Origin of the sequence: Azospirillum sp. HJ39 (assembly GCF_041507355.1) — a bacterium.
GTDB classification, from domain to species: Bacteria; Pseudomonadota; Alphaproteobacteria; order Azospirillales; family Azospirillaceae; genus Azospirillum; species Azospirillum thiophilum.
In genome coordinates this window covers 142,107-164,337 of sequence record NZ_CP167910.1, presented here as the reverse complement: position 1 = coordinate 164,337, position 22,231 = coordinate 142,107, and the positions used below count along the sequence as shown (strand labels likewise).

20 protein-coding genes are annotated in these 22,231 nt (G+C 67.8%); 16 read left to right on the top strand and 4 right to left on the bottom strand.

The window, feature by feature from the left end:
- The first annotated feature begins 260 nt into the window (after positions 1 to 260).
- Together ABMY26_RS11375 and ABMY26_RS11370 are read left to right on the top strand one after the other, a co-directional pair.
- Complete coding sequence (locus ABMY26_RS11375; protein WP_372396387.1) at positions 261 to 3,677, top strand: ATP-binding protein; 3,417 nt, start codon at positions 261 to 263, stop codon at positions 3,675 to 3,677.
- Positions 3,646 to 4,596, top strand: a complete 951-nt coding sequence (locus ABMY26_RS11370) for a response regulator transcription factor (RefSeq protein ID WP_372396386.1) — start codon at positions 3,646 to 3,648, stop codon at positions 4,594 to 4,596. Before ABMY26_RS11375 ends, ABMY26_RS11370 begins: the two co-directional genes overlap by 32 nt.
- A 21-nt stretch (positions 4,597 to 4,617) precedes the next feature.
- Here ABMY26_RS11370 and ABMY26_RS11365 read toward each other — a convergent pair whose 3' ends face one another.
- From ABMY26_RS11365 to ABMY26_RS11350, 4 genes are all read right to left on the bottom strand, one after another.
- A complete protein-coding gene (locus ABMY26_RS11365; RefSeq protein WP_372396385.1) occupies positions 4,618 to 6,276 on the bottom strand; it encodes a nitric oxide reductase activation protein NorD in 1,659 nt (552 codons plus the stop codon).
- A 6-nt stretch (positions 6,277 to 6,282) separates the two neighbouring features.
- Positions 6,283 to 7,080, bottom strand: a complete 798-nt coding sequence (locus tag ABMY26_RS11360) for a CbbQ/NirQ/NorQ/GpvN family protein (RefSeq protein WP_372396384.1) — start codon at positions 7,078 to 7,080, stop codon at positions 6,283 to 6,285.
- 36 nt (positions 7,081 to 7,116) lie between these two features.
- Positions 7,117 to 8,154: an aliphatic amidase gene (locus ABMY26_RS11355; protein WP_372396383.1), complete on the bottom strand. Its 1,038-nt coding sequence runs from the start codon at positions 8,152 to 8,154 to the stop codon at positions 7,117 to 7,119.
- Between the two features lie 190 nt (positions 8,155 to 8,344).
- On the bottom strand, positions 8,345 to 8,962 hold the full coding sequence (locus ABMY26_RS11350) for a metal-dependent hydrolase (RefSeq protein ID WP_372396382.1): 618 nt from the start codon (positions 8,960 to 8,962) through the stop codon (positions 8,345 to 8,347).
- 139 nt (positions 8,963 to 9,101) lie between these two features.
- Here ABMY26_RS11350 and ABMY26_RS11345 point away from each other — a divergent pair, with 139 nt between their 5' ends.
- The 14 genes from ABMY26_RS11345 to ABMY26_RS11280 all read left to right on the top strand — a co-directional run bounded on the left by ABMY26_RS11345 (position 9,102) and on the right by ABMY26_RS11280 (position 22,140).
- Entirely contained in the window at positions 9,102 to 9,230 is a 129-nt protein-coding gene (locus ABMY26_RS11345; RefSeq protein ID WP_372396381.1) for a hypothetical protein, read from the top strand.
- 462 nt (positions 9,231 to 9,692) lie between these two features.
- Positions 9,693 to 10,838: an ABC transporter substrate-binding protein gene (locus ABMY26_RS11340; RefSeq protein ID WP_372396380.1), complete on the top strand. Its 1,146-nt coding sequence runs from the start codon at positions 9,693 to 9,695 to the stop codon at positions 10,836 to 10,838.
- 38 nt (positions 10,839 to 10,876) lie between these two features.
- Positions 10,877 to 11,749, top strand: a complete 873-nt coding sequence (locus ABMY26_RS11335) for a branched-chain amino acid ABC transporter permease (RefSeq protein WP_372396379.1) — start codon at positions 10,877 to 10,879, stop codon at positions 11,747 to 11,749.
- 1 nt (position 11,750) lies between these two features.
- On the top strand, positions 11,751 to 12,710 hold the full coding sequence (locus ABMY26_RS11330) for a branched-chain amino acid ABC transporter permease (RefSeq protein ID WP_372396378.1): 960 nt from the start codon (positions 11,751 to 11,753) through the stop codon (positions 12,708 to 12,710).
- Positions 12,707 to 13,495, top strand: a complete 789-nt coding sequence (locus ABMY26_RS11325) for an ABC transporter ATP-binding protein (protein ID WP_372396377.1) — start codon at positions 12,707 to 12,709, stop codon at positions 13,493 to 13,495. Before ABMY26_RS11330 ends, ABMY26_RS11325 begins: the two co-directional genes overlap by 4 nt.
- Before the next feature lie 50 nt (positions 13,496 to 13,545).
- A complete protein-coding gene (locus ABMY26_RS11320) occupies positions 13,546 to 14,250 on the top strand; it encodes an ABC transporter ATP-binding protein (RefSeq protein WP_372396512.1) in 705 nt (234 codons plus the stop codon).
- A gap of 222 nt (positions 14,251 to 14,472) precedes the next feature.
- Positions 14,473 to 15,693, top strand: coding sequence for an FAD-dependent monooxygenase (locus tag ABMY26_RS11315; protein ID WP_372396376.1), 1,221 nt, complete (start codon positions 14,473 to 14,475; stop codon positions 15,691 to 15,693).
- Positions 15,694 to 15,706: 13 nt separating this feature from the next.
- The gene (locus ABMY26_RS11310) at positions 15,707 to 16,462 is read left to right on the top strand and encodes an Asp/Glu racemase (RefSeq protein ID WP_372396375.1); all 756 of its coding nucleotides are present in this window, start codon (positions 15,707 to 15,709) and stop codon (positions 16,460 to 16,462) included.
- 11 nt (positions 16,463 to 16,473) lie between these two features.
- Entirely contained in the window at positions 16,474 to 17,292 is an 819-nt protein-coding gene (locus ABMY26_RS11305) for an alpha/beta fold hydrolase (RefSeq protein WP_372396374.1), read from the top strand.
- A 164-nt stretch (positions 17,293 to 17,456) separates the two neighbouring features.
- The gene (locus tag ABMY26_RS11300) at positions 17,457 to 18,503 is read left to right on the top strand and encodes a 2,5-dihydroxypyridine 5,6-dioxygenase (RefSeq protein ID WP_372396373.1); all 1,047 of its coding nucleotides are present in this window, start codon (positions 17,457 to 17,459) and stop codon (positions 18,501 to 18,503) included.
- Positions 18,500 to 19,114, top strand: a complete 615-nt coding sequence (locus tag ABMY26_RS11295; RefSeq protein ID WP_372396372.1) for an isochorismatase family protein — start codon at positions 18,500 to 18,502, stop codon at positions 19,112 to 19,114. Before ABMY26_RS11300 ends, ABMY26_RS11295 begins: the two co-directional genes overlap by 4 nt.
- 71 nt (positions 19,115 to 19,185) lie before the next feature.
- A complete protein-coding gene (locus ABMY26_RS11290; RefSeq protein WP_372396371.1) occupies positions 19,186 to 19,971 on the top strand; it encodes a TetR/AcrR family transcriptional regulator in 786 nt (261 codons plus the stop codon).
- Positions 19,972 to 20,039: 68 nt separating this feature from the next.
- Complete coding sequence (locus tag ABMY26_RS11285; protein WP_372396370.1) at positions 20,040 to 20,480, top strand: hypothetical protein; 441 nt, start codon at positions 20,040 to 20,042, stop codon at positions 20,478 to 20,480.
- Between the two features lie 148 nt (positions 20,481 to 20,628).
- Complete coding sequence (locus ABMY26_RS11280) at positions 20,629 to 22,140, top strand: glycosyltransferase family 87 protein (protein ID WP_372396369.1); 1,512 nt, start codon at positions 20,629 to 20,631, stop codon at positions 22,138 to 22,140.
- Positions 22,141 to 22,231 lie beyond the last annotated feature (91 nt).

Sequence of the window (22,231 nt, the reverse complement as noted above, 5' to 3'; positions counted from 1 at the left end):
GGATTTGCGTATAGGGGCGAAAGCCCGCAAATCGTTATAAACTGTCAGCAGTCCGGGAATGGCAAGCCACTCGCAACCACCGAAAAGCGAGTGATGCACTCATGTGCTCTCGCAGAAAACATGCGGGATTCCATTTTTCTTGGTCTGTGGAATTCTTTTTGTCAGACTGGGACACGATGGATATTACTGTGCAAACTGGTCCTTGAACGACCTTGGAGAATGGTCAGCACAACAAACAAACAGCCGGAGGACGGACGGGGGTGAAGGGCAAGCGCCAGAGGGTCGTCGCGGTCCGGCGGACCTACAACAGGTGGGTCGCGAACCAGACGCTCGAAGATTACGCGCTGCGCTTCACCGCGCGCAAAGCGCGGCGCTGGTCGCCCTCACGGGTCGCGAACACGGCGCTCGGTTCGATCTCCTTCCTGGCGCTGGAGGCCATCGGCGGCGCGATCACGCTGAATTACGGCTTCTCCAACGCGGTCTTCGCCATTTTGGCCGCCGCCGTCCTGATCTTCGCCAGCGCGCTGCCCATCAGCTATTATGCCAGCCGCTACGGCGTCGACATGGACCTGCTGACGCGCGGCGCCGGCTTCGGCTATATCGGTTCGACCATCACCTCGCTGATCTACGCCTCCTTCACCTTCATCTTCTTCGCCATCGAGGCGGCGATCATGGCAACCGCCCTGGAGATGGTGTTCGGCCTGCCGCTGGCCGCCGGCTATGTGGTCAGCTCGCTCCTGGTGATCCCGCTGGTCGCCTACGGCTTCACGGTGATCAGCCGCATCCAGCTGTGGACGCAGCCGCTGTGGCTGGCCCTGCACGCGCTGCCCTTCCTGTTCATAGCGCTCGACGATGGCGACGCCTTCGCCACCTGGACCCGCTTCACCGGCCAGTCGGCGGAGACCGGTGCCGGCGGCTTCGACCTGATGCTGTTCGGCGCCGCGGCGTCGGTGGTGTTCTCGCTGCTGGCACAGATCGGCGAACAGGTCGACTTCATCCGCTTCCTGCCCTACGACCCCGACGCCAGGGGCCGCAAGCGGTTGAACTGGTGGGTGGCGCTGGTGGCGGCAGGGCCGGGCTGGATCGTCATCGGCACGATCAAGCTCCTGCTGGGCTCCTTCCTCGTGGTGCTGGCCCTGCAGAACGCGGTGCCGCTGGAGCTCGCGGCGGAACCGACCCGCATGTATCTGGTCGCCTTCCAGTATGTGACGCCCTCTCCGCAGTTGGCTCTGGGCCTGACCGGGCTGTTCGTCGTCCTGTCGCAATTGAAGATCAACGTCACCAACACCTATGCCGGCTCCATCGCCTGGTCCAACTTCTTCTCGCGCCTGACCCACAGCCATCCGGGCCGGGTGGTCTGGGTGGTGTTCAACGTCGTCATCGGCCTGATGCTGATGGAGTTGGGCATCTACAAGACGCTGGAGCCGGTGCTGGGGCTCTATTCCAGCGTCGCCGCCTCCTGGATCGGGGCGCTGGTGGCCGATCTGGTGGTGAACAAGCCGCTCGGGCTCAGTCCGCGCCATGTCGAGTTCAAGCGCGCCCACCTCTACGACATCAACCCGGTCGGTGTCGGCGCAATGCTGCTGGCGACGCTGCTGTCGATGCTGGCCTTTCTGGGCGCGCTGGGACCGACGCTGAAGGTCTGCGCGCCCTTCCTCGCCTTCGCCACCGCCTTCCTTGCTGCTCCGGCCATCGCCTGGGCGACCCGCGGCGAGTATTACATCGCGCGCCGCCCCTTCGAGGGCTGGAACGGGGAGGAGGCGATCCGCTGCCGCATCTGCCAGCATGCGTTCGAGCCGGACGACATGGCCTTTTGCCCGGTCTATGCCGGCGCCATCTGCTCGCTCTGCTGTTCGCTGGACGCCCGCTGCGGCGACGGCTGCAAGAGCGACGCCCGGGTGGGCGTGCAGTTGCGCCACGCGCTGGACGCCATCCTGCCGCCACGGGCGGCGACGGCGCTGAAGGCCCGGCTCGGCCATTATCTGGCCGTCCTGTTCATGCTGGCGCTCGCCATCGGCGCCGTGCTGTCCCTGGTCTATGTCGAGGTCGCCTCGGTCAATGCCGAGGCGCAGGCGCTGATCCGCAGCACGCTGTGGAAGGTTTTCTTCATCCTGATGATCGTCGCCGGCGTCGCCACCTGGCTGTTCGTGCTGGCCCGCGAAAGCCGCAAGGTGGCGCAGGAGGAGACGCAGAAGCAGACCGCGCTGCTGATGCAGGAGATCGAGGCCCATGACCGCACCGACGCCCAGCTCCAGAAGGCCAAGGAGGCGGCGGAGACCGCGAACCTCGCCAAGAGCCGCTATCTGGTCGGCATCGGCCATGAATTCCGCACGCCGCTCAGCGCCATCTTCGGCTATTCGCAGATGCTGGAGCGCGACCCCGCCATGCCGCCGCACCGCATCGACGCCGTCCGCGTCATCCGGCGCAGCGCGGAGCATCTGTCCGGGCTGCTCGACGGGCTGCTCGACGTGTCGAAGATCGAAAGCGGCCGTCTCCAGCTGAACCGGGCCGAGGTGCGGTTCGGCGACCTGCTCGACCAGCTCGTCGGCATGTTCCGCCTGCAGGCGGAGGCCAAGGGCATCGTCTTCAGCTTCGAGGCGCCGGAAGACCTGCCGCCGGTGGTCTTCACCGACGAGGGGCGCATCCGCCAGATCCTGATCAACCTGTTGTCCAACGCCATCAAGTTCACCGACACCGGCACGGTGTGCCTGCGCGTACGCCACCGCAGCCAGATCGCCGAGTTCGAGGTGGAGGATACCGGCCCCGGCATCGCGCCCGACGACCGCGAGCGGATCTTCCAGCCTTTCGAACGCGGGTCCGCCGCCAACCCGATGGTACCGGGCATGGGCTTGGGCCTCACCATCACCAAGCTGCTGACCCAGGTGATGGGCGGCGAGATCACCGTGACCAGCACCCCCGGCAAGGGCAGCCTGTTCCGGGTGCGGCTGATGATGTCGGCCGCCATGCTGTCCACCGCGCCTGCCCAGCCGGACCACCTGATCCGCGGCTATCGCGGGCCGCGCCTGACCGTGCTGGTGACCGACGACGACCTCGCCCACCGCAACCTGCTGGCCGACATCCTGGGAGAGCTGGGCTTCACGGTGGTGAAGGCGACCGACGGACCGAACTGCCTCGCCATGGCGGATCTGTACCGGCCGGACATCCTGCTGCTCGACATCTCGATGCCCGGCATGAACGGGCTGGAGGTGGCGCGGCGCCTGCGCGACGCCGGCCATGTCGAGACCACCATCGTCCTGGTGTCCGCCGACACGCGGGAGGACCGCTCATCGCCCGTCCCGGATCGGCCCTATGACGGCTTCGTCGCCAAGCCGGTGTCGATCCCCAAGCTTCTGGCCTGCATCGGCCGGCTGCGCGGCATCGACTGGGAGTATGAGGAGCCGGCCGGCACCGAGTCCGGCCCGCCCGTCTTCACCCCGTCGGAGCTGCCGCCGCAGCACCACATCGCCGAATTGATCCATCTGGGCCGCATCGGCTATGTCCGCGGCATGCAGGCCAAGCTGGCGGAGATCGCCGCCGCCCATCCCGAGCTGGAGCGCTTCGTCGGCCGCATGCGCGCGCTCGTCAGCAATTACGACCTGAACCAGTATATGGCCGCGCTGGAGGCGGTGTACCGCGATGACAGCCATGACGAAAGCAGCCGTAACCAAACCGCGTGACGTCGTTCTCGTCGTCGACGATTCCCCCGAAGCCCTCAGCTTCCTGACCGACGCACTGGAAGAGGCCGGAGTGACCGTGCTGGTTGCGCTGGACGGCCGAAAGGCCCTGGCGCTGCTGGAGCAGGTGACGCCCGACGTCATCCTGATGGACGCCATCATGCCGGGGCTAGACGGCTTCGAGACCTGCCGCCAGCTGAAGCGCAACAGCCAGGTCGCCCATGTCCCCGTCCTCTTCATGACCGGCCTGACCGAGACCGAGCATATCCTGAAGGCCTTCGCCGCCGGCGGCGTCGATTACGTCACCAAGCCGATCGTGGCGGAGACTCTGATCGCCCGCATGTACGCCCATCTCGCCAACGCCCGCGTCGCCCAGAGCACGCGGGCGGCGCTGGACGTCACCGGCCGCACCCTGCTAGCAGCCAACCACAAGGGCGAGGTGCTGTGGTGCACGCCGCAGACCACCCGCATGCTGGAGGCGGCGTTCGGCACCGATGGCGGAACCGCGGGAGGGGCCGGCGTCTCGCTGCCGGAGGAGGCGCGGCGCTGGCTGGCGGACCGGCAGGCCGGCGGTCCGGGGCGCAAGCCTGACAGCGTGACGATCGCCACCGGCCTGGACGGCCGAAGCCTGCGCCTGAGTCCGGTTGGCCAGACCGGCCCCGACGAGATCCTGCTGCAACTGGCCGAGGAGAGCGGGGCCGGCGAGGATGCCCTGCTGAAGGACAGGCTGTCCCTGACCACGCGGGAAGCCGAAGTGCTGATGTGGGTCGCCAACGGCAAGCCCAACCGCGACATCGCCGAAATCCTTGGCCTCAGCCCGCGCACCGTCGACAAGCACCTGGAGCAGATCTACGCCAAGCTCGGCGTGGAGAACCGGGCCGCCGCCGCCGCGATGGCGGTGCGGGCGCTGAACGGACGGTAGGAGGTTGCACCCCCGCCCGCGTCACCCGGTCAGCCGCACATAGACCGCCGGCAGGATCTCCGGCAGCCGCTCCACCCGGTCGACGGGCAGCACGTTGCAAAGCCCGAAGATGCGGTGGAGCGTCGGCCGGTCGCCGCCCAACGCCACGCAGGCCACGTCGATGCCGCGGCCGGAGAGCTCCTGCACCGCCTTGCGTGCGTCCTCCACCAGATGGCGCGGATCGGGGCAGTCGATGTCGGACGGCTCGCCATCGGTGACCAGCAGCAACAGACGGCGCAGCGTCGGCTGGCCGGCGAGTTCCCTGCCGCCATGGCGCAGCGCAGCGCCCATGCGCGTCGACCAGCGCCCATCCAGACCGGCGAGCCGGCCGCGCGCCGCCTCGTCATAGGGATCGCCGAAGCGCTTGACCGGCAGCCACTGTACCGCTTCCCTGCCGTCGGACCGGAAGCCGGCCAGCGCGAAACGGTCCCCCGCCGCAGCCAGCGCGCCGGCCAGCAGATCCGCCGACCGGCGCTCCAGCTCCAGCACCGTGCCCTTGCCGGCCTCATCGTTCGTAGAGTGCGAGGCGTCGAGCAGCAGCAGGACCGACAGGTCGCGCCCTTCGCGCCTCACTCGCTGGTAGACGCGGGCGTCCGGTGCGTGGCCGTGGCGCTGGGCGGCAGCCGCGCCGATGCAGGCGTCGAGGTCGAGCCGGTCGCCCTCCCTCTGCCGCCGCAACCGCTCCGGCCGTGCCACCACGGCGTGACGGACCAAGGCGCGCACGCGGCCCGCCAACCACGGATCGGCAGCCATGTCCAATGGCGGCGCCGGCACCGGATCACACTCCACCAGCTGGACGAAGTCGGGCCGGTGCAGGCCGATGCGGTAATCCCATTCCGGATAGCGCGCCACCGGCCGCAATGCCGCGGTTTCGGCAACGGCGAGCGGTACCAGGGCAGGCACAGGCTCGGGCGGCCCATCGCGCCGATCCGCGCAGTCGTCCTCCACCCGCTCCGGCTGCGCCGCCTCCAGCGGGTCGTCGGCATCGCGCGGCGGCTCGGGCGGAGTGTCGTACAGCCACAAGCCGGCATTGTCATCACGATAGGGCGGGTCGACGCGGTGCCCCTTGGCGTTGATCTGCACCCGCGTCTTGCCAAGCTCGTTGGCGAGGATGCCGCCGACCGTCAGGCTGAAGGCCGGGTCGTCCCAACGATCCGGCCGCTCGAAGAACAGGTGTTGGCCCTTGTCGACCCAGGCGTTGCCGTCGCGGTGCTCCGCATCGAACAGCGCCCGCGCCAGCCGCTCCATCAGGTCGGCAGCCATCAGCGAGCCGGAAGGCTCGACCCGGTGGAACGGTGCCCACAGCCGGCGCAGACCGGGAAAGCGGCGCATCGCCAGATGCTCGACCCGCGCGTCCTCGACCAGCGACACCACGATGGTCAGCAGCGGCTTCAGCCCCTTGGCCGGCCAGGGATGCGAGAACACCCGGTGCGCCGCGACATGGGCCAGCGCTGCCCGATAGACATCCATGCCGGGCCAGACCGCCGGCAGCCGGACGAGGTCGGCATCGAAGCCGGGCCGCGCCGCCATCGGGTCGCCGTCCTCCGCCAGCGCCCGCAACGGCGGATCGAAGCCCCACAGCGCGGTGACATAGGCCTTCAGCCGGCGTTCGGCATCGGCCAGCGCAATCCCCTCCGTCATCGCCGCTCAGAAGCAGGCACCGACCGCCGCCGCCAGCGCGTCGCGCAGGTCGGGATCGTCGGTCAGCGGCAGCACGATGGCCATGCGGCAGGCGGCCTCGGGCGCCACCCCGCGGGCGATGAGGCGGCCGGCATGGATCAGCATGCGGGTAGACGCCCCCTCCTCCAACCCACGGCCGCGCAGGTTGCGGCTGCGCTCGCCGACCGCCACCACCTGGCGTGCCAACTCCGGTCCGATCCCCGCCTCGTGCGCGACGATGTCCGCCTCGATCCCGGTGGCTGGATAGCCGAACTCCAGCGCAGCGAACCGTTGCTTGGTGGATTCCTTCAGATCCTTCACCACGCTCTGGTATCCGGGATTGTAGGCGACTACGAGCTGGAAATCGGGATGTGCCGCCACCAGTTCGTTGCGCTTGTCGAGCGGAAGCGCCCGGCGCTCGTCGGTCAGGGGATGGATGACGACGGTGGTGTCGGCCCGCGCCTCCACGATCTCATCCAGATAGCAGATTGCGCCATGGCGGACCGCCAGCGTCAGCGGCCCGTCCTGCCACACCGTTCCCTCCGCCTCCAGCAAATAGCGGCCAACGAGGTCGGACGCCGTCAGATCCTCGTTGCAGGCGACGGTGACCAGCGGCCGGCCGAGCCGCCAGGCCATATGCTCGATGAAGCGGGTCTTGCCGCAGCCGGTCGGCCCCTTCAGCATCACCGGCATGCGATCGGCATGGGCCGCCTCGAACAGCGCGATCTCATCGCCGGTCGGGCAGTAATAGGGTTCCCGGTCCAACCGGTAGGTCTGGAGCGCCATGCCGCCGCCTCTTGCCATGGATCCGGGCGCCGCCGGTCAGCGGTGCGCCGGCTCTTCCGACGGAATGCCGTCGATCGGGCATTCGGGCGTGCCCACGGTCGGCCGGGTGAAGGATTCCACCATCGCCCGCGTTCCTTCCGGGTCGCTCACCCACTGGCGATAGAAGTCGTAGGGGCAGGCCGCCTCGCCCTTCACCCCGTCATGGCTGTTGATCATGCCGGTGTAGCCGCGGTGCACCAGCTTGAAGAGATGGTTTTCCGACTGGCCGTTCCTGCGGAAATCGCGGATCAGCGACTTGGACAGCTGGGCGTACTGGATGCCGTACTCCTCCTCGCCGCATTCGCCAAGCGTGCGGCCGTCGAAACCCACCAGCGCCGAATGGCCGAAGTAGGAATAGACCCCGTCGAAGCCGGCGGCATTCGCCACCGCGACATAGACGTTGTTGGCCCAGGCCATCGCCTTGGCCATCAGCACCTGCTGGTCCTTGGCCGGATACATGTAGCCCTGGCAACGCACGATCAGCTCGGCTCCCTTCATGGCGCAGTCGCGCCATATTTCCGGGTAGTTGCCGTCGTCGCAGATGATCAGGCTGACCTTCAGCCCCTTCGGGCCTTCCGACACATAGGTGCAGTTGCCGGGGTACCAGCCCTCGATGGGAACCCACGGCATGATCTTGCGGTATTTCTGCACGATCTCACCCTGGTCGTTCATCAGGATGAGCGTGTTGTAGGGAGCCTTGTGCGGGTGCTCCTCATGCCGTTCGCCGGTCAGAGAGAAGACACCCCATACCTTGGCCTTGCGGCAGGCGGCAGCGAAGATCTCGGTCTCGTCGCCGGGGATGGTGGCGGCCGTCTCGTACATCTCCTTGGAATCATACATGATTCCGTGGGTCGAATATTCGGGGAAGATCACGAGATCGAGGCCCGGCAGGCCGGTCTTCATGCCGATCAGCATATCGGCGATCTTCTGCGCGTTCTCCAGCACCTCCGCCTTGGTGTGAAGGCGCGGCATCTTGTAATTGACGACGGCAACGCCGACGGTGTCGTTGCTGCTGGTGATGTCGCCATGGATCATCGCGATCTCCCTGGGTTTGGCAGGCGTATGGACGGGACCCGGCCGGCCGGGTGCGAAGACGGGACGAGGGGGCGGCGCAACCGGACGCCGCCGGAGCCGCCTGATCGGCAGCCGTTTCCCTTTGCTTTCATCGATCTTCGAAGAGCCGTCGATAATCGGGAATACGCGATTCCCCGTATGGCCCCGCGGTTCAGCCTTTCAGCGGCTTCTGCCTTGCGGCTTCCGGCGGTTTGCGGACAGGGACCGGGGGCGCGGCCTTCTCCATCCCGCCGTCTCCCAGATAGGTCTGCGCCGCAGCCACGACCGAGCGCCATGGACGTTGCAGCGGCCATTCCGGCCAGCCCCCGGCAAACAGGCCGGAAATCATCCAACCCGCCATCAGCGTCACCGCCAGCTGTTCGGAAAAGCCGCCGGTCTTCAAGATCGGCAGGGCGAAGTTGCGCCGCCGCTTGATCGGCCACAACAGCGGCAAACCAGCCGGGGTCAGCAGGTCGCCCGCCAGATGGGTGAGATAGCCGACGATGAAGGGAATCAGCAGGTGCTGATAGGCCGCATGCTCATGCACCACCCACAGGCAGCCGGCGATGGCGAGCGCCGAATGGGTGACGCCGCGGTGGCCGAAGATGTTGGAGATTGCGGTGGACAGCGGCTTCACCAACTGACCCAGCATGGATTTCGGATGGTCGATGTCCGGCGCCAGCGCCCCCACGATGGCCGCACCGAAGGCGACCGCGTCGAATCCCACGCCATACCGGCTCGACAGGTAGAACCAGGTGGCGCCACCGACGATTATGTGAGAAGACGCCATCACCGTCGGTCACCGCGGGGCCTGAAGCTGGGGTCTGTCGGGACGGCGTCGGCGCCAAACCCGAAATTGGGGGAGCCTGACATTAGGACACTCTCCGCCTCCAGAACAATAGAGATGGAAGAACGGAGGGATTCCCTAAATGCATAACCTCCATGCGTTCATCAACGGCGGGTTGCCGAACAGCACCATTCGGCAGTCTGACGCCCTCAGGCTGATCTGCCAGCCTATGGAAAGGCTCGGCTTCATCCTGCCAGAATCTGCCTTCTGAATCGGCAGGGTGCCGTCCAGCCCATCGGCTGCTCACATTTCGTGCAATGCCCACGCTACACTCTTCCGCCCGCACCCCCGGCGCGCCTCCGCATCGCTCCGCTCAGCATCCCCCTCATCGATGGCCCACTGTTTGCAGAGCGGTAAGCCCATGGAATGGCTGCCGGATCGCTTTCAGCCGCGGCAATGGCAAAACAGCCGGCGGGACCTGAACGGCAGCCGGCCAAAAAAACGGGATTGACAGGGGGCATCAGCCCTCATTAACGTTGGTCAAAGAATTAATTGATCGAATAATAAAATTGATCAACGATCTGAAAAACAGACACATAAGCACCCCGAATGGGGGCTGCCGCCACGCTCGGCTTCACTACGGAGACAAGGCCGGGCAGGGCGGCCGGGCGATATGCGTGGACACCACGAAATCCGCCCGCGGCCAAATCCACACTCGAACAGGAGGGTTGAGATGAACCGGTACGTTCTGGGATGCGCTCTGGCGGCCCTTACCGCGACCCTTGCCGCGGCCGGCCCGGCCGATGCGCAGGACAGCGTCAGGATCGGCCTCGTCGAGCCGCTGACAGGCTCCGTCGCCTACAACGGCAAATCGGTGGTCGAGGGCGCCAGGCTGGCGATCGAGCAGATCAACGCCAAGGGCGGCGTGCTCGGCAAGCCGGTGGAACTGGTGATCGAGGACGGGCAATGCGCGCCGGCCAACTCGGTCAACGCCGTCGAGAAGCTGGTGCAGAAGGACAAGGTCGCGGTCCTCGTCGGCGCCTTCTGCAGTTCCGCCACCGCGGCGATCATGCCGGTGGCGGCGAAATACAAGATCCCGCTGGTCACCGGCGTGTCGTCGAGCGCGGCATTGACCGAGCAGAACAACCCCTGGTTTTTCCGCGCCGCCGAGACGGACGCGCTGATGGCCAAGGCCTTCGCCAAGATCCTCGCCACCGACCTGAAGCTGAAGAGCGTCGCCTATGTCGGCGTCAACGACGACTGGGGCCGCGGCGGAGTGGAGGAATTCTCCCGCGACCTCTCGGCGCTCGGCGTCAAGACCGCGCTGACCGAGTATTTCGACCACGGCACCACCGATTTCTTCACGCTGCTGACCAAGCTGCGCGCAGCCAAGCCCGACGGCATCTTCGTCGCGGCGGAAACGCAGGACGGCTCGATCCTGGTCAAGCAGTTCCAGGAGATGGGCCTGCAGAGCAAGGTGTTCGGCGTCGGATCCTGGGCCACCGCCGACTTCATCAACCTGACCGGCGACGCGGCGGAGGGCATCCACGCCGCCGTCCCCTACGTCTCCAGCGTCGAGACCCCGCGCAACCAGGACTTCGTGAAGGCCTATCAAGCCAAATACAACGTGAAGCCGGGCAAGTACGGCGCCGCCGGCTACAACGCGCTGAACATCGTCGTCCAGGCCGTGGCGCGCGCCGGCAGCACCGATGCGGAAGCGATCCGCGCCGCGCTCGCCAAGACCAGCTACGAGGCCCCCAACGGCGTCTACCGCTTCACGGCCAAGGGGCAGGCCTACGGCTTCGACGCCGTGCTGGTGCGGATCGAAGGCGGGACGCCGAAGGTCATCGCATCCTCGCCCGTCGAGGCCCCGCAGTGACGCCGTCCTCCGCCACGCCATACTGAGGCGAGACCGCAATGGATCTGTTCCTGCAATTCCTGGCGAACGGGCTGGTCGTCGGCGTCTTCTATGCGCTGTCGGCGCTCGGGCTGACGCTGATCTTCGGGCTGATGCGGGTGGTGAACTTCGCCCATGGCGAGTTCTACATGCTGGGCGGGGTGGTGGGCTGGTTCGTCACCACCCACCTCGGGCTCGACTTCTTCTCCGGCCTCGTGGTGGTCGCGCTGGTCATCGGCGGCTTCGGCTGGGCGGTCGACCGCTTCCTGATCGAGCGCGTCCGCGGCCAGGGGGAGGAGCCGGGCATCCTGCTGACCATCGGCCTGTCGATCTTCCTGGTGAACATAACCCTGCTGGCGGTCGGCCCCGCCCCGATGAAGGTCGCCCGCGCCATCACCGAAGGGCCGATCTTCCTCGGCCCGGTCACCATCACCAAGATGCGCCTGCTCGCCATGGTCATCGGCGTGGCGCTGATCGTCGGCGCCCATGCCATCATCCACCGCACACGGCTGGGCAGCGCCATGCGGGCGACCTTCCAGGATCCGATGGCGGCCAGCCTCGCCGGCATCCGCACCGGGCAGATCTATGCCGCCACCTTCGCACTCGGCTGCACCCTGTCGGCGCTGTCGGGCATGCTGCTCGCCAGCATTTATTCGGCCCAGGCGTCGGTCGGCGGGCTGGTCAGCCTGAAGAGCTTCGTCGTGGTGATCCTGGGCGGCATGGGCAGCTTTCCCGGCGCCATCGCCGGCGGCCTGCTGCTGGGTGTCGCGGAGGCGTTGTGGGGCGGCTACGTCGCCACCGGCATGGTCGACATCATCGGCTTCATCCTGGTCATCCTGATCCTGGTGCTGCGGCCGCAGGGTCTCTTCTCGATCCGGGCGGAGAGGGCCTGACATGACGCTCGAACGCAACATCCTCCTGGGCTTCCTGGGACTGGCGGCGCTGCTGCCCTTCGCGGTCACCGACCAGTACATCCTACACCTCGCCGTCATGGCGCTGTTCTACGCCATTCTCGCCAACAGCCTGAACCTGGTGGTGGGCTATGTCGGCGAGTTCTCGCTCGGCCACACCGCCTTCCTCGGCACCGGCGCCTATACCGCGGCGCTGCTGTCGGTGAATGCCGGTTGGCCGATGTGGGCCGCGGTTCCGGCGGCGGGAGCGGTCGCCGCCCTGTTCGGGCTCGCCATCGGCGCCGTCACGCTGCGGCTGCAAGGCCCCTATTTCGTGATCGTCACCCTGTCCTTCGCCGAGGTGCTGCGGCTGATCGCCAACAACTGGATCGGCGTCACCAACGGCCCGATGGGGCTGGCCGGCATCGGGCAGGGCGGCATCGCCGACAAGCGCGCCTTCTTCGCCATCGTGCTGGGGCTGGCGGCGCTGACCTTCTACCTGTCCTACCGCTTCGTCTATTCCAATGCCGGCCGCGCCGCGGTGGCGGTTCGCGAGAACCGCTACGTCGCGCAGTCCATCGGCGTGAACCCCTTCGGCACCGCCATGCAGGCCTTCGTGCTGGGGGCCTTCCTGGCCGGCTTGGCCGGCGGCTTCTACGCCTTCTACATCTCCTTCGTCGGGCCCGAGGTGTTCCGCTTCTCCTTCATGGCGACGATCATCATCATGGTGCTGATGGGCGGCAAGGGCACGCTGGTCGGCCCGGTGGTCGGGGCGGTCATCGTGACGCTGCTGGAGGAGTACCTGCGCGAGTTGCAGGAACTGCGCCTGTCGCTGTTCGGCCTGATCGTGATGGCGATCGTCCTCTTCCTGCCCAACGGCCTGATGGGCTTCATCGCCCAGCGCCGCGAGCAGCGCGGCGCCCGCCCCGCCCTCTCCCCCGTCATAGAGGAGCGCACCGTATGACCGCCTCCCCCCTGGCCGGGCCGCTGCTGCGCGCCGAGAACCTGACCATGCGCTTCGGCGGCATCACCGCGGTGAAGCAGGTCGCGCTCACCGTGAACCCCGGCGAGATCGTCGGGCTGATCGGCCCCAACGGCGCCGGCAAGACCACCTGCTTCAACATGCTGACCGGCTTCTACACGCCGACCGAGGGCCGGGTCTTTTTCAGGGGCACCGACATCACCAGCCACAAGCCGCACGCCATCGCGCGGCTCGGCCTGATCCGCAGCTTCCAGAAGACCAACGTGATGAAGCGGCTGACGGTGTTCGAGAATGTGCTGACCGGCCATTACATGGCGGGCCGCCAGTCGCTGCTCGCCACCTTCTTCCCCGGCGCGACTGTCCGCCGGGCGGAACGCGAGGCGCGGGAAAGCGCATCCGCCATCGTCGAGACGATGGGTCTGTCCCGCCGCATGAACGCCCCGGCCAGCCTGCTGTCCTGCGGCGAGCTGCGCCTGCTGGAGGTCGCGGTGGCGCTGGCCGCCAAGCCGACGCTTCTGATGCTGGATGAGCCGGCCGCCGGCCTGAACAGCCACGAGGCCGGCGTGTTCGGCGAGACGCTGAAGACGCTGGTCGGCACCGCGGTGCAGTCGCTGCTGATCGTGGAGCACAACATGGAGCTGGTGATGGGCGTGTGCGACCGCATCGTCGTCCTCAATTTCGGCCAGATGCTGGCGGAAGGGGAGCCGCGCGCAATCCTGAGCAATCCGAAGGTCGCCGAGGCCTATCTGGGAAAGGCGGCAGCATGAGCATCGACACGATGACCACGCCGGTCAGGACGTCCTCTTCCGGCGGGCCGGTGCTGCAAGTGCAGGATCTGCATGTGTCCTACGGCAGCACCGCGGCACTGCACGGCATCTCGCTGGAGGTCCATGCCGGCGAGACGGTGGCCCTGATCGGCGCCAACGGCGCCGGCAAGAGCACCACGCTGCGCGCGATCTCCGGCCTGCTGAAGGCACGGTCGGGCAGCATCCTGTGGAATGGGCAGCCGATCGCCAACCGCCCGCCGGAAGAGATCGTCGCCGCCGGCATCGCCCATTGCCCGGAGGAGCGCCATGTCTGGCCCGGCATGACGGTGGATGAGAACATCGCGCTCGGCGCCTATCTCTGCCGTTCCAAGGACGAGGTCCAAACCCGCATGGGCATGGCCTTCCACCGTTTCCCACGGTTGCGCGAACGGGCCAAACAGATGGCCGGGACGCTCAGCGGCGGCGAGCAGCAGATGCTGGCCATCGCCCGCGCCCTGATGTCGGAACCCCGCCTGCTGATGCTGGACGAACCCAGCCTGGGCCTCAGCCCCCGCATGGCCGAGGAGGTGTTCGAGGTGGTGCGCGCCATCAACGCCCATGGCGTGACGGTGCTGCTGGTCGAACAGAACATCCACAACGCGCTGTCGGTCGCCAGCCGTGCCTACGTCGTCCAGACCGGCCGCATCACCACCGCCCGGCCCTCCGCCGAGCTGCGCGGCGATCCGGAGCTGCTGAAGGCCTATCTGGGCGGGTGAGCGGCGGGAGCGGCGGCCCCCTCCCCATCCCTCCCCCGCCTCTGGCGGGAGAGGGGGCAGGACACCTGAAGGGTTAAGCGAAGGACGGCGGCAGTCCCCTTCTCCCTCGAAGAGGGGGAGGGATGGGGAGGGGCAGCCTGCCGCCAAATCCACGGCGTCCCAGACCGACATCAATTAAACGACCGACCGATTAATAATCGGCAACTCCCTTGGAGGGACAGAGTGAGAACCAAACCGCGTATCGGAATCGTCGGCGGCGGCATCGGCGGCGTCGCGCTGGCCGGCTGCCTGCTGCAACGGGGCTTCGAGGTGCGCCTGTTCGAGCGCGCCGCCGGCTTCGGCGAGATCGGTGCCGGCATCCAGATGACGCCGAACGCCGTCAAGGTCATCAGGACGCTGGGCCTGCTCGACAAGATGCTGGAGGCAGGCTTCCTGCCGCAGGCGCTGGCCGGCCGCAACTGGCGGACGGCGCGGGAGAATTTCCGCACGCCGCTGACCGACTGCCAGACGCTGTACGACGCACCCTTCATCCACATCCACCGCGCCGACCTGCATGCCATCCTGGCTTCGGTGGTGCCGGACGGCGTCGCGACCTTCGGCGTCGGCTGCACCGGGGTCCGGCAGGATGCCGACGTCGCCGTAGCCGCTTTCGACGACGGCAGCGAATACGAGGCCGACCTGATCGTCGGCGCGGACGGTGTGCGTTCCGCCGTGCGGGCGTCGCTGTTCGGGCCGGAGGCGCCGCGCTTCACCGGACACATGTGCTACCGCGCGGTGGTGCCGGTCGGCGGCCCGGTGGATTTCGTGGCGCCCGAGGCGTCCTTCTGGTTCGGCCCCAAGAGCCACGTCGTCACCTATTACGTCCGCGGCGGCAAGGCGGTGAACATCGTCGCGGTCGCCGAGACCAGCGAATGGGTGGAGGAGAACTGGAACGCCCCCAGCAGCCGGACCGAGCTGCTGAACGCCTTCCAGGGCTGGCACCGCAATGTCGAGACTCTCTTCCAGCGGGTCGACACCGTCTACAAATGGGGGCTGTTCGACCGCGACCCGATGACCGGCTGGTCGAAGGGCCGCGTCACGCTGATGGGCGACGCCGCGCACCCGATGCTGCCCTTCCTGTCGCAGGGCGCCGCCATGGCGATCGAGGACGCCTATGTCCTGGCCGCCTCGCTGGACGGCCATGGCCGCGACGTCGCCTCCGCCCTGCGCGACTACGAGCGCGAGCGCCTGCCCCGCACCAGCCGCGTGCAACTGGAAGCGCGGGAGCGCGGGCGCACCTACCACCTGCCCTCGCCGCTGGCCCAGGCCAAGCGCGACCTCGTCTATTGGCTGCGCGGCCTGATCAACCCGCAGGCCACCGGCATCCAGGCCAACTGGGTCTACGAATACGACGCCCGCAAGTTCCGCCCGGCCGTCGCCGCCACCTCCGAACTCGCTGCCTGAGGGACCGTTCACGATGACTTCCAAGACCTACCGCATCGGCCAGATCGTCCCCAGCTCCAACACGACGATGGAGACCGAGATCCCGGCGATGCTGACCGCGCACGCGCTGGCGCACGGCACCCGCTTCACCTTCCATTCCAGCCGCATGCGCATGAAGACCGTCGCCAAGGAGGAGCTGGCGGCGATGGACGCCGAATCCGACCGCTGCGCGCTTGAGCTGACCGACGCCCGCGTCGATGTGCTGGGCTACGCCTGCCTCGTCGCGATCATGAGCATGGGCCGCGGCTATCACCGCATCTCGCAGGAGCGCCTGCAAGGCCGCACCAGGGAGAACGGGGCGCCCGCGCCCGTCATCACCAGCGCCGGCGCGCTGGTCGACGCGCTCCCCGTCATCGGCGCCAGGCGCATCGCCCTGGTCGCCCCCTACATGAAGCCGCTGACGAAGCTCGTCATCGACTACATCGAGCATGAAGGGGTGGAGGTCGCCGACTGGCGGGCGCTGGAGATCCCCGACAACATCGCCGTCGGCCGCCATGACCCGGAACGCCTGCCCGAAATCGTCGCCGGCATGGACACCAGGACCGTCGACGCCATCGTGCTGTCGGCCTGCGTCCAGATGCCGTCGCTGCCGGTGATCGCCAAGGTCGAGGCGATGTCCGGCAAGCCCGTCATCACCGCCGCCGTCGCCACCACCTACGCCATGCTGAAGGCGCTGGACCTGAAGCCGGCGGTGCCCGGCGCCGGCGCCCTGCTGTCCGGCGCCTACTGAGGGAGGACGACATGGCCAACGGATCGGACAACAGCTTCCAATACGGCGCCAACATCCGCGCCAACGGCATCCGCCAGCACTACCTGCGCTACGGCGGTTCCGGCCACCCGGTGGTGATCGTGCCGGGCATCACCAGCCCGGCGGTGACCTGGGGCTTCGTCGCCGAGCGCTTCGGCCGCAGCTTCGACACCTATGTGCTGGACATCCGCGGCCGCGGCCTGTCGGAGGCGTCCGACAGCCTCGACTACGGGCTGGACGCCATGGCCGCGGACGTCGCCGCCTTCGCCACGGCGCTGGGGCTTGAGGACTACGCCCTGGTTGGCCATTCCATGGGCGCCCGCATCGGCCTGCGCGCGGTCAGCCGCCACGGTGCCGCACCGGGCCGCCTCGTCATGGTTGATCCGCCGGTATCGGGACCGGGCCGCCGTCCCTATCCGGCGCAACTTCCCTGGTACGTCGATTCCATCCGGCTGATGGCGCAGGGCACCGATCTGGAGGCGATGCGCCCCTTCTGTCCGACCTGGACCGACGATCAGCTCCGCCTGCGCGCCGAATGGCTGCACACCTGCGACGAGCGGGCCATCGTCACCGCCTATGACGGCTTCAGCACCGACGACATCCACGCCGACCTTCCCCGCATCCCCTGCCCCGCCCTGCTGATCGCCGCCGGCCGCGGCGACGTGATCCTGCCGGAGGAGGAAGAGGAAATCCGCGGCCTCAACCCGGCCATCGAAATCGTCCGGGTGGAGAAGGCCGGCCACATGATCCCCTGGGACGACGAGGAGGGCTTCTACCGCGCCTTCGGCGATTTCCTCGGCAAGCCGGTCTGAGGCACGGCGTTCCGCCCCCTCCCCGACCCTCCCCCGTTTCACGGGAGAGGGAGCACGCGCCAGATCGGCGGCAGTCCCCTCTCCCGCGTCAGCGGGGGAGGGCCAGGGAGGAGGCAGAAGGTCAAGCAGCCCAATCACTCCCCCACACCAAAAGGACCCCCACGATGTCCGTCAGCGACGCCGACATGGTCCGTGCCTGGACCCATGTCCTCACCCTGTCCAACCTGAAGCCCGGCAACACCGTCACCCTGCTGACCAGCGCCGGCACCCACCCGCAGACCCTGCGCACCGCCGGGATCGCCGCCGGGCTGATGGGCGCGATGGTGAACCGGCTCGACCTGCCGCCGATGAACGCGGAGCACGCGCACAGCCGCGACAGCCTGGCCTATCTCGGCACCACGCCGCTGACCGGAAACCGCGCCGCCATCGCGGCGCTGAAGGAAAGCGACATCGTGCTGGACCTGATGACGCTGCTCTTCTCGCCCGAACAGGCGGAGATCCTGGAGAGCGGCACCCGCATCCTGCTGGCCGTCGAGCCGCCGGAGGTGCTGGTCCGCCTGCTCCCCAGCCTGGAGGACAAGGAGCGTGTCGGCCGCGCCACCGCCCTGATGGCGGCTGCAAAGGAAATGACGGTGACCTCGAAGGCCGGCACCGACCTGCGCCTGCCGCTGGGCGAGTTCCCGGCTGTCCAGGAATACGGCTTCGTCGACGCGCCCGGGCGCTGGGACCATTGGCCGAGCGGCTTCGGCCTGACCTTCCCCAACGAGGGCAAGGCGGAGGGCCGCGTCGTGCTGGAGCGCGGCGACATCCTGCTGCCGATGAAGTCCTATGTCACCGACCGCATCGAGATGACGGTGGAGAAGGGCTATGTCACCGCGATCACCGGCGGCATGGATGCCGACCTGCTGAACGACTACATGGAGGTCTTCGCCGATCCGGAGGCCTACGCCGTCTCCCACGTCGGCTGGGGCCTGCAACGGCGGGCGCGCTGGTCGACGCTCGGCCTCTACGACCGCGAGGGCACCATCGGCATGGATGCCCGCGCCTTCGCCGGCAACTTCCTGTTCTCGATGGGACCGAACAACGAGGGCGGCGGATCGCGCACCACCGCCTGCCACATCGACATCCCCATGCGCAACTGCACCGTGGCGCTCGACGGCCGCGAAATGGTCCGCGAGGGCCGCATTCTTGAAGAGGAGAACGTGTCATGAGCGACAGGACCGAAGCGGTCTACGAGCGCCAGGGCTTCGGCCGGTCGCTCGGCCTCCAGGGGCGGATCGGCCTGCTGATCGTCGATTTCGTCAACGGCTTCGCCGACCCCGCCATATTCGGCGGCGGCAACATCCCCGCCGCCATCGACCGCACGGTGACGGTGCTGGCCGAGGCGCGCAGCCGCAGCTGGCCGGTCGCCCACAGCAGGATCGTCTATGCCGACGACGGGTCCGACGCGACCATCTTCTCGGTCAAGGTTCCCGGCATGCTGACCCTGACCGAGGCCGCGCCCGCCAGCGCCATCGTCCCGCAGCTGACCCCGGCGGCGGGCGAGCTGGTGGTGCGCAAGACCAACCCGTCCGCCTTCTTCGGCACCAGCCTCGCGCCCTGGCTGACGCAGAAGGGGGTGGAGACGCTGCTGGTCGCCGGCTGCACCACGTCGGGCTGCGTGCGGGCCAGCGTGGTGGACGCCATGGGCCACGGTTTCCGCCCGGTGGTGCTGTCGGACTGCGTCGGCGACCGTGCGCTCGCCCCGCACGAGGCCAACCTGTTCGACATCGCCCAGAAATACGGCGACGTCGTGCCCGCGGACCGTGTGCTGAACCTGTAAAAGGACTGGATGCGCCTTTGTCCAACGGTGATATACGTGTCCGCGACGGGGAAGAACCCTCTACGGACACCATGAAATCAACGAGTTCACAGTCGAAGGCGGTTGCCAAGGGTCCGGATGACGGAGCCGAATCCCGGACGGCAGGCAAGCGGGGACGCCCGGCGCAACGCCGCCGGGCCGGCCCCGGCCGGCCGGAGGGCGTCAGCAACGTCCGTGACGAGATCCTCGACGCCGCCGAGATCGAGTTCGCCAACCTCGGCTATGCCGGCACCAGCCTGCGCAACGTCGCCGATGCCGCCCAGGTGACGCAGGCGCTGATCAACTATTATTTCGGCTCCAAATACGGCCTGTTCGAAGAGGTCTTCCTGCGCCGCGGCCGCCAGATCGCCGAGGACCGGGTGCAGCGGATGGACGCCCTGCGCCGCTCCGGCACGCCGCCATCGGTCGAGAACATCGTCCGCGCCTTCCTGATGCCGGCGCTGTCGATACGGGCCACGGCGGCCGGCCGCACCTTCATGCGCCTCCAGGCCCGGCTGCACACCGAGCCGCCGGAAATCTCCTACAAGCTGCGCAACGAGGCCTACGAGCCCTCCACCCGACTCTTCACCGAGGCGTTGCAGGCGGCACTGCCGCACCTGTCGGGAAAGGACGTCTACTGGCGGATGACGCTGATGATCGGCGCCTATCTCTACGCCTTCTCCGACACCCACCGGCTGGAGGAGATGGCGCCCGGCATCGTCAATCTGGACGATCCCGACGAGATCCTGAACGCCATCACCAGTTTCGTCACCGCCGGCATGCTGGCCCCGTCCCCCGGCGATACCGGCCCTTCGCCCCCCGGTTCCGTGAAGGGCTGATCTGGATCAAGGCACCGTCGCCATCCTCCGGCAATATTAATCGGGTGATTAATTGGAGAACGCCCGCCATGCCGTTTCCAGCTTCCATCCCTCCGAACGCCTCTCCCATTGCCTTCATCCGCAAGGGCTGGTGCGCCACCCTGCTCGACCGCTGGCGCACCGGCCGCCAGCTGGATGCGCTGCTGGCGCTGGAGCCGCTGGACCGCAAGGCCGTCCTGCAGGATGCCGGCCTGACGGAGGCCGATCTGGCCGCCGCCGCGCATGGCGACCATGTCCAGTCCCTTCTGCCTGCCGCGCTCGTCCTGCACGGCATCGACGGCACGTCGCTGGAGGCGGACAGGGCCGACCTGATGCAGGATCTGGTGCGGGTGTGCATGCATTGCCGCAAGGCACGCGCCTGCGCCCGGATCCTGGCGGATGGCGGCGCGGATGGCGGCGCGGATGGCGGCGATTGCGCGGCGCATGGCCGCCTGTGCCCCAATGCCCCCACCCTGGAAACCCTGGGGTAGTCGGCTACCGCTGCGGAGCCATGGCATGTAATGGCGTTACTCCTGTCCGGCACGGGAGGGGCACATTCCCCCGCCTGCGGCCTCTGGCATAGTTTTCCGGTTCGACGGCGGTCGAAGCCGGAAAAGAACGCCAGGGAGTGGTTGCCAAATGAAATCGAAGCCATTCGTGCACGCCGCGGACGGGGTTGCGGAAAGGGGCGCAAGGGCCGCGGCCGGCGCGTCGCCGGGACGTGCCGGCGACCTGGAACGCGCCCATCGTTTCGCTGCCTGGGCGCTTGCCTCCGCCTTCCTGTTCGTCCTGTGCGCCGACACGCTGCTCGGCGTCGTGTTCCGACCCTATCTGGACGGCGGCAGCGGCGATACCACGGTGTGGGACGTCCTGGTCCTGATCTTCGCGGGATCGCCGGAGCGGTTGCCGCTCGATTCCTGGGAACCCATGATGACCGCCTTCGCCTGGCTGCGCGAGCACGGGCTGGGGCGGGGGGAGGGAAACGTCTACGATGCGGTCTTCTTCACCCAGCATGTGAAGTTCCAGTACCCGCTGACCTCCCTTCTGGTGATGGAGGCGATGTCGGCGGTCGGCCTGCTGCATCTGCGCGTCTATGCCCTGATCAACCTGCTGATGGTCGTCGCGACGGCGGCCGGCATGGCGCTGCTGATGCGCGAGTTGGCCGAACGCATGGGGTTCGACCGGACGGCCCGCAACGGCGTCGGCCGACTGACCCTGGCCGCCCTGGGCGCGGTCGCCACCCTGTGCTTCTACCCGATCGTGAAGGCTTTCGCGGTCGGCCAGATCCAGGTGTGGCTGAACATGGCCTTCGTCTTCGCCGCCCTGTTCTTCCTGCGCGACCGGTGCGCGCTGGCCGGCGCACTGCTCGGCGCATCGACGCTGATCAAGCCGCAGATGTCGCTCTTCCTGGTCTGGGCGCTGGTTCGGAAGGAATGGCGCTTCGCGCTCGGCTGGGCAGCGGTGGTCGGGCCCGGCTTCGCGGCGGCCTGCGCCCTCTACGGGCTCCGCCCGTCGCTGCATTATCTCGACGTGCTCTCCTTCCTCGGCCAGCATGGCGAAAGTTATTATTCGAACCAGACCGTCAACGGACTGCTGCATCGCCTGCTCCAGAACGGGCCCAACCTGCTGTCGACCACCAACGGCGATACCGAATGGCGGGGCAGCGCCTTCGCCCCCTACCACCCGCTCGTCCATGCCGCGACCCTGCTGTCCGGCATCCTGTTCGTCCTGTTCGGGCTGCTCTGGCGGATCGGCGGCGGCATGCGCGACCGGATGGCCTCCTTCCTGGTGGCGGGGCTGTGCTTCACCGTCGGTTCCCCCATCTCGTGGGTGCCCCATTACGGCGTGCTGCTGCCGGCCTTCGCCTTCCTGCTGTTCGTCCTGATCGACCGCGCCAGGACGGGCCTGCCCAACGGCCTGCGCGATCTGCTGGTGCTTGGCGTCGCCTTCGCGATCATGAGCAACGATTTTTTCCAGCCGCTGAGCGACCTCGCCGGCACGCCGCTCAACATCCTGCAATCCTACCTGTTCTTCACCGCCCTGGTGCTGCTCCTGCTTCTGGTGACAACCGCCGGCCCGGTACGGGCGGCGGCATGGCAGACGGACGGACGGCGACCCTGTCCGGCTGCGTCGCCCGCGAAAAGGCATTGATCCTCCGACCCTGGGGATCGGGCGCGACCGGCGGCGGAACGCTCCGCCCGCCGGTCCTGTTGCTGTGCATGAAACTCACGCAGCCATCACC

Coding starts and splice junctions, on each gene's coding strand:
- ABMY26_RS11370 (WP_372396386.1), top strand. CDS start 3,646: ATGACGAAAGCAGCCGTAACCAAACCGCGTGACGTCGTTCTCGTCGTC.
- ABMY26_RS11365 (WP_372396385.1), bottom strand. CDS start 6,276: ATGACGGAGGGGATTGCGCTGGCCGATGCCGAACGCCGGCTGAAGGCC.
- ABMY26_RS11360 (WP_372396384.1), bottom strand. CDS start 7,080: ATGGCGCTCCAGACCTACCGGTTGGACCGGGAACCCTATTACTGCCCG.
- ABMY26_RS11355 (WP_372396383.1), bottom strand. CDS start 8,154: ATGATCCATGGCGACATCACCAGCAGCAACGACACCGTCGGCGTTGCC.
- ABMY26_RS11350 (WP_372396382.1), bottom strand. CDS start 8,962: ATGGCGTCTTCTCACATAATCGTCGGTGGCGCCACCTGGTTCTACCTG.
- ABMY26_RS11345 (WP_372396381.1), top strand. CDS start 9,102: ATGCATAACCTCCATGCGTTCATCAACGGCGGGTTGCCGAACAGCACC.
- ABMY26_RS11340 (WP_372396380.1), top strand. CDS start 9,693: ATGAACCGGTACGTTCTGGGATGCGCTCTGGCGGCCCTTACCGCGACC.
- ABMY26_RS11335 (WP_372396379.1), top strand. CDS start 10,877: ATGGATCTGTTCCTGCAATTCCTGGCGAACGGGCTGGTCGTCGGCGTC.
- ABMY26_RS11330 (WP_372396378.1), top strand. CDS start 11,751: ATGACGCTCGAACGCAACATCCTCCTGGGCTTCCTGGGACTGGCGGCG.
- ABMY26_RS11325 (WP_372396377.1), top strand. CDS start 12,707: ATGACCGCCTCCCCCCTGGCCGGGCCGCTGCTGCGCGCCGAGAACCTG.
- ABMY26_RS11310 (WP_372396375.1), top strand. CDS start 15,707: ATGACTTCCAAGACCTACCGCATCGGCCAGATCGTCCCCAGCTCCAAC.
- ABMY26_RS11305 (WP_372396374.1), top strand. CDS start 16,474: ATGGCCAACGGATCGGACAACAGCTTCCAATACGGCGCCAACATCCGC.
- ABMY26_RS11300 (WP_372396373.1), top strand. CDS start 17,457: ATGTCCGTCAGCGACGCCGACATGGTCCGTGCCTGGACCCATGTCCTC.
- ABMY26_RS11295 (WP_372396372.1), top strand. CDS start 18,500: ATGAGCGACAGGACCGAAGCGGTCTACGAGCGCCAGGGCTTCGGCCGG.
- ABMY26_RS11290 (WP_372396371.1), top strand. CDS start 19,186: ATGAAATCAACGAGTTCACAGTCGAAGGCGGTTGCCAAGGGTCCGGAT.
- ABMY26_RS11285 (WP_372396370.1), top strand. CDS start 20,040: ATGCCGTTTCCAGCTTCCATCCCTCCGAACGCCTCTCCCATTGCCTTC.
- ABMY26_RS11280 (WP_372396369.1), top strand. CDS start 20,629: ATGAAATCGAAGCCATTCGTGCACGCCGCGGACGGGGTTGCGGAAAGG.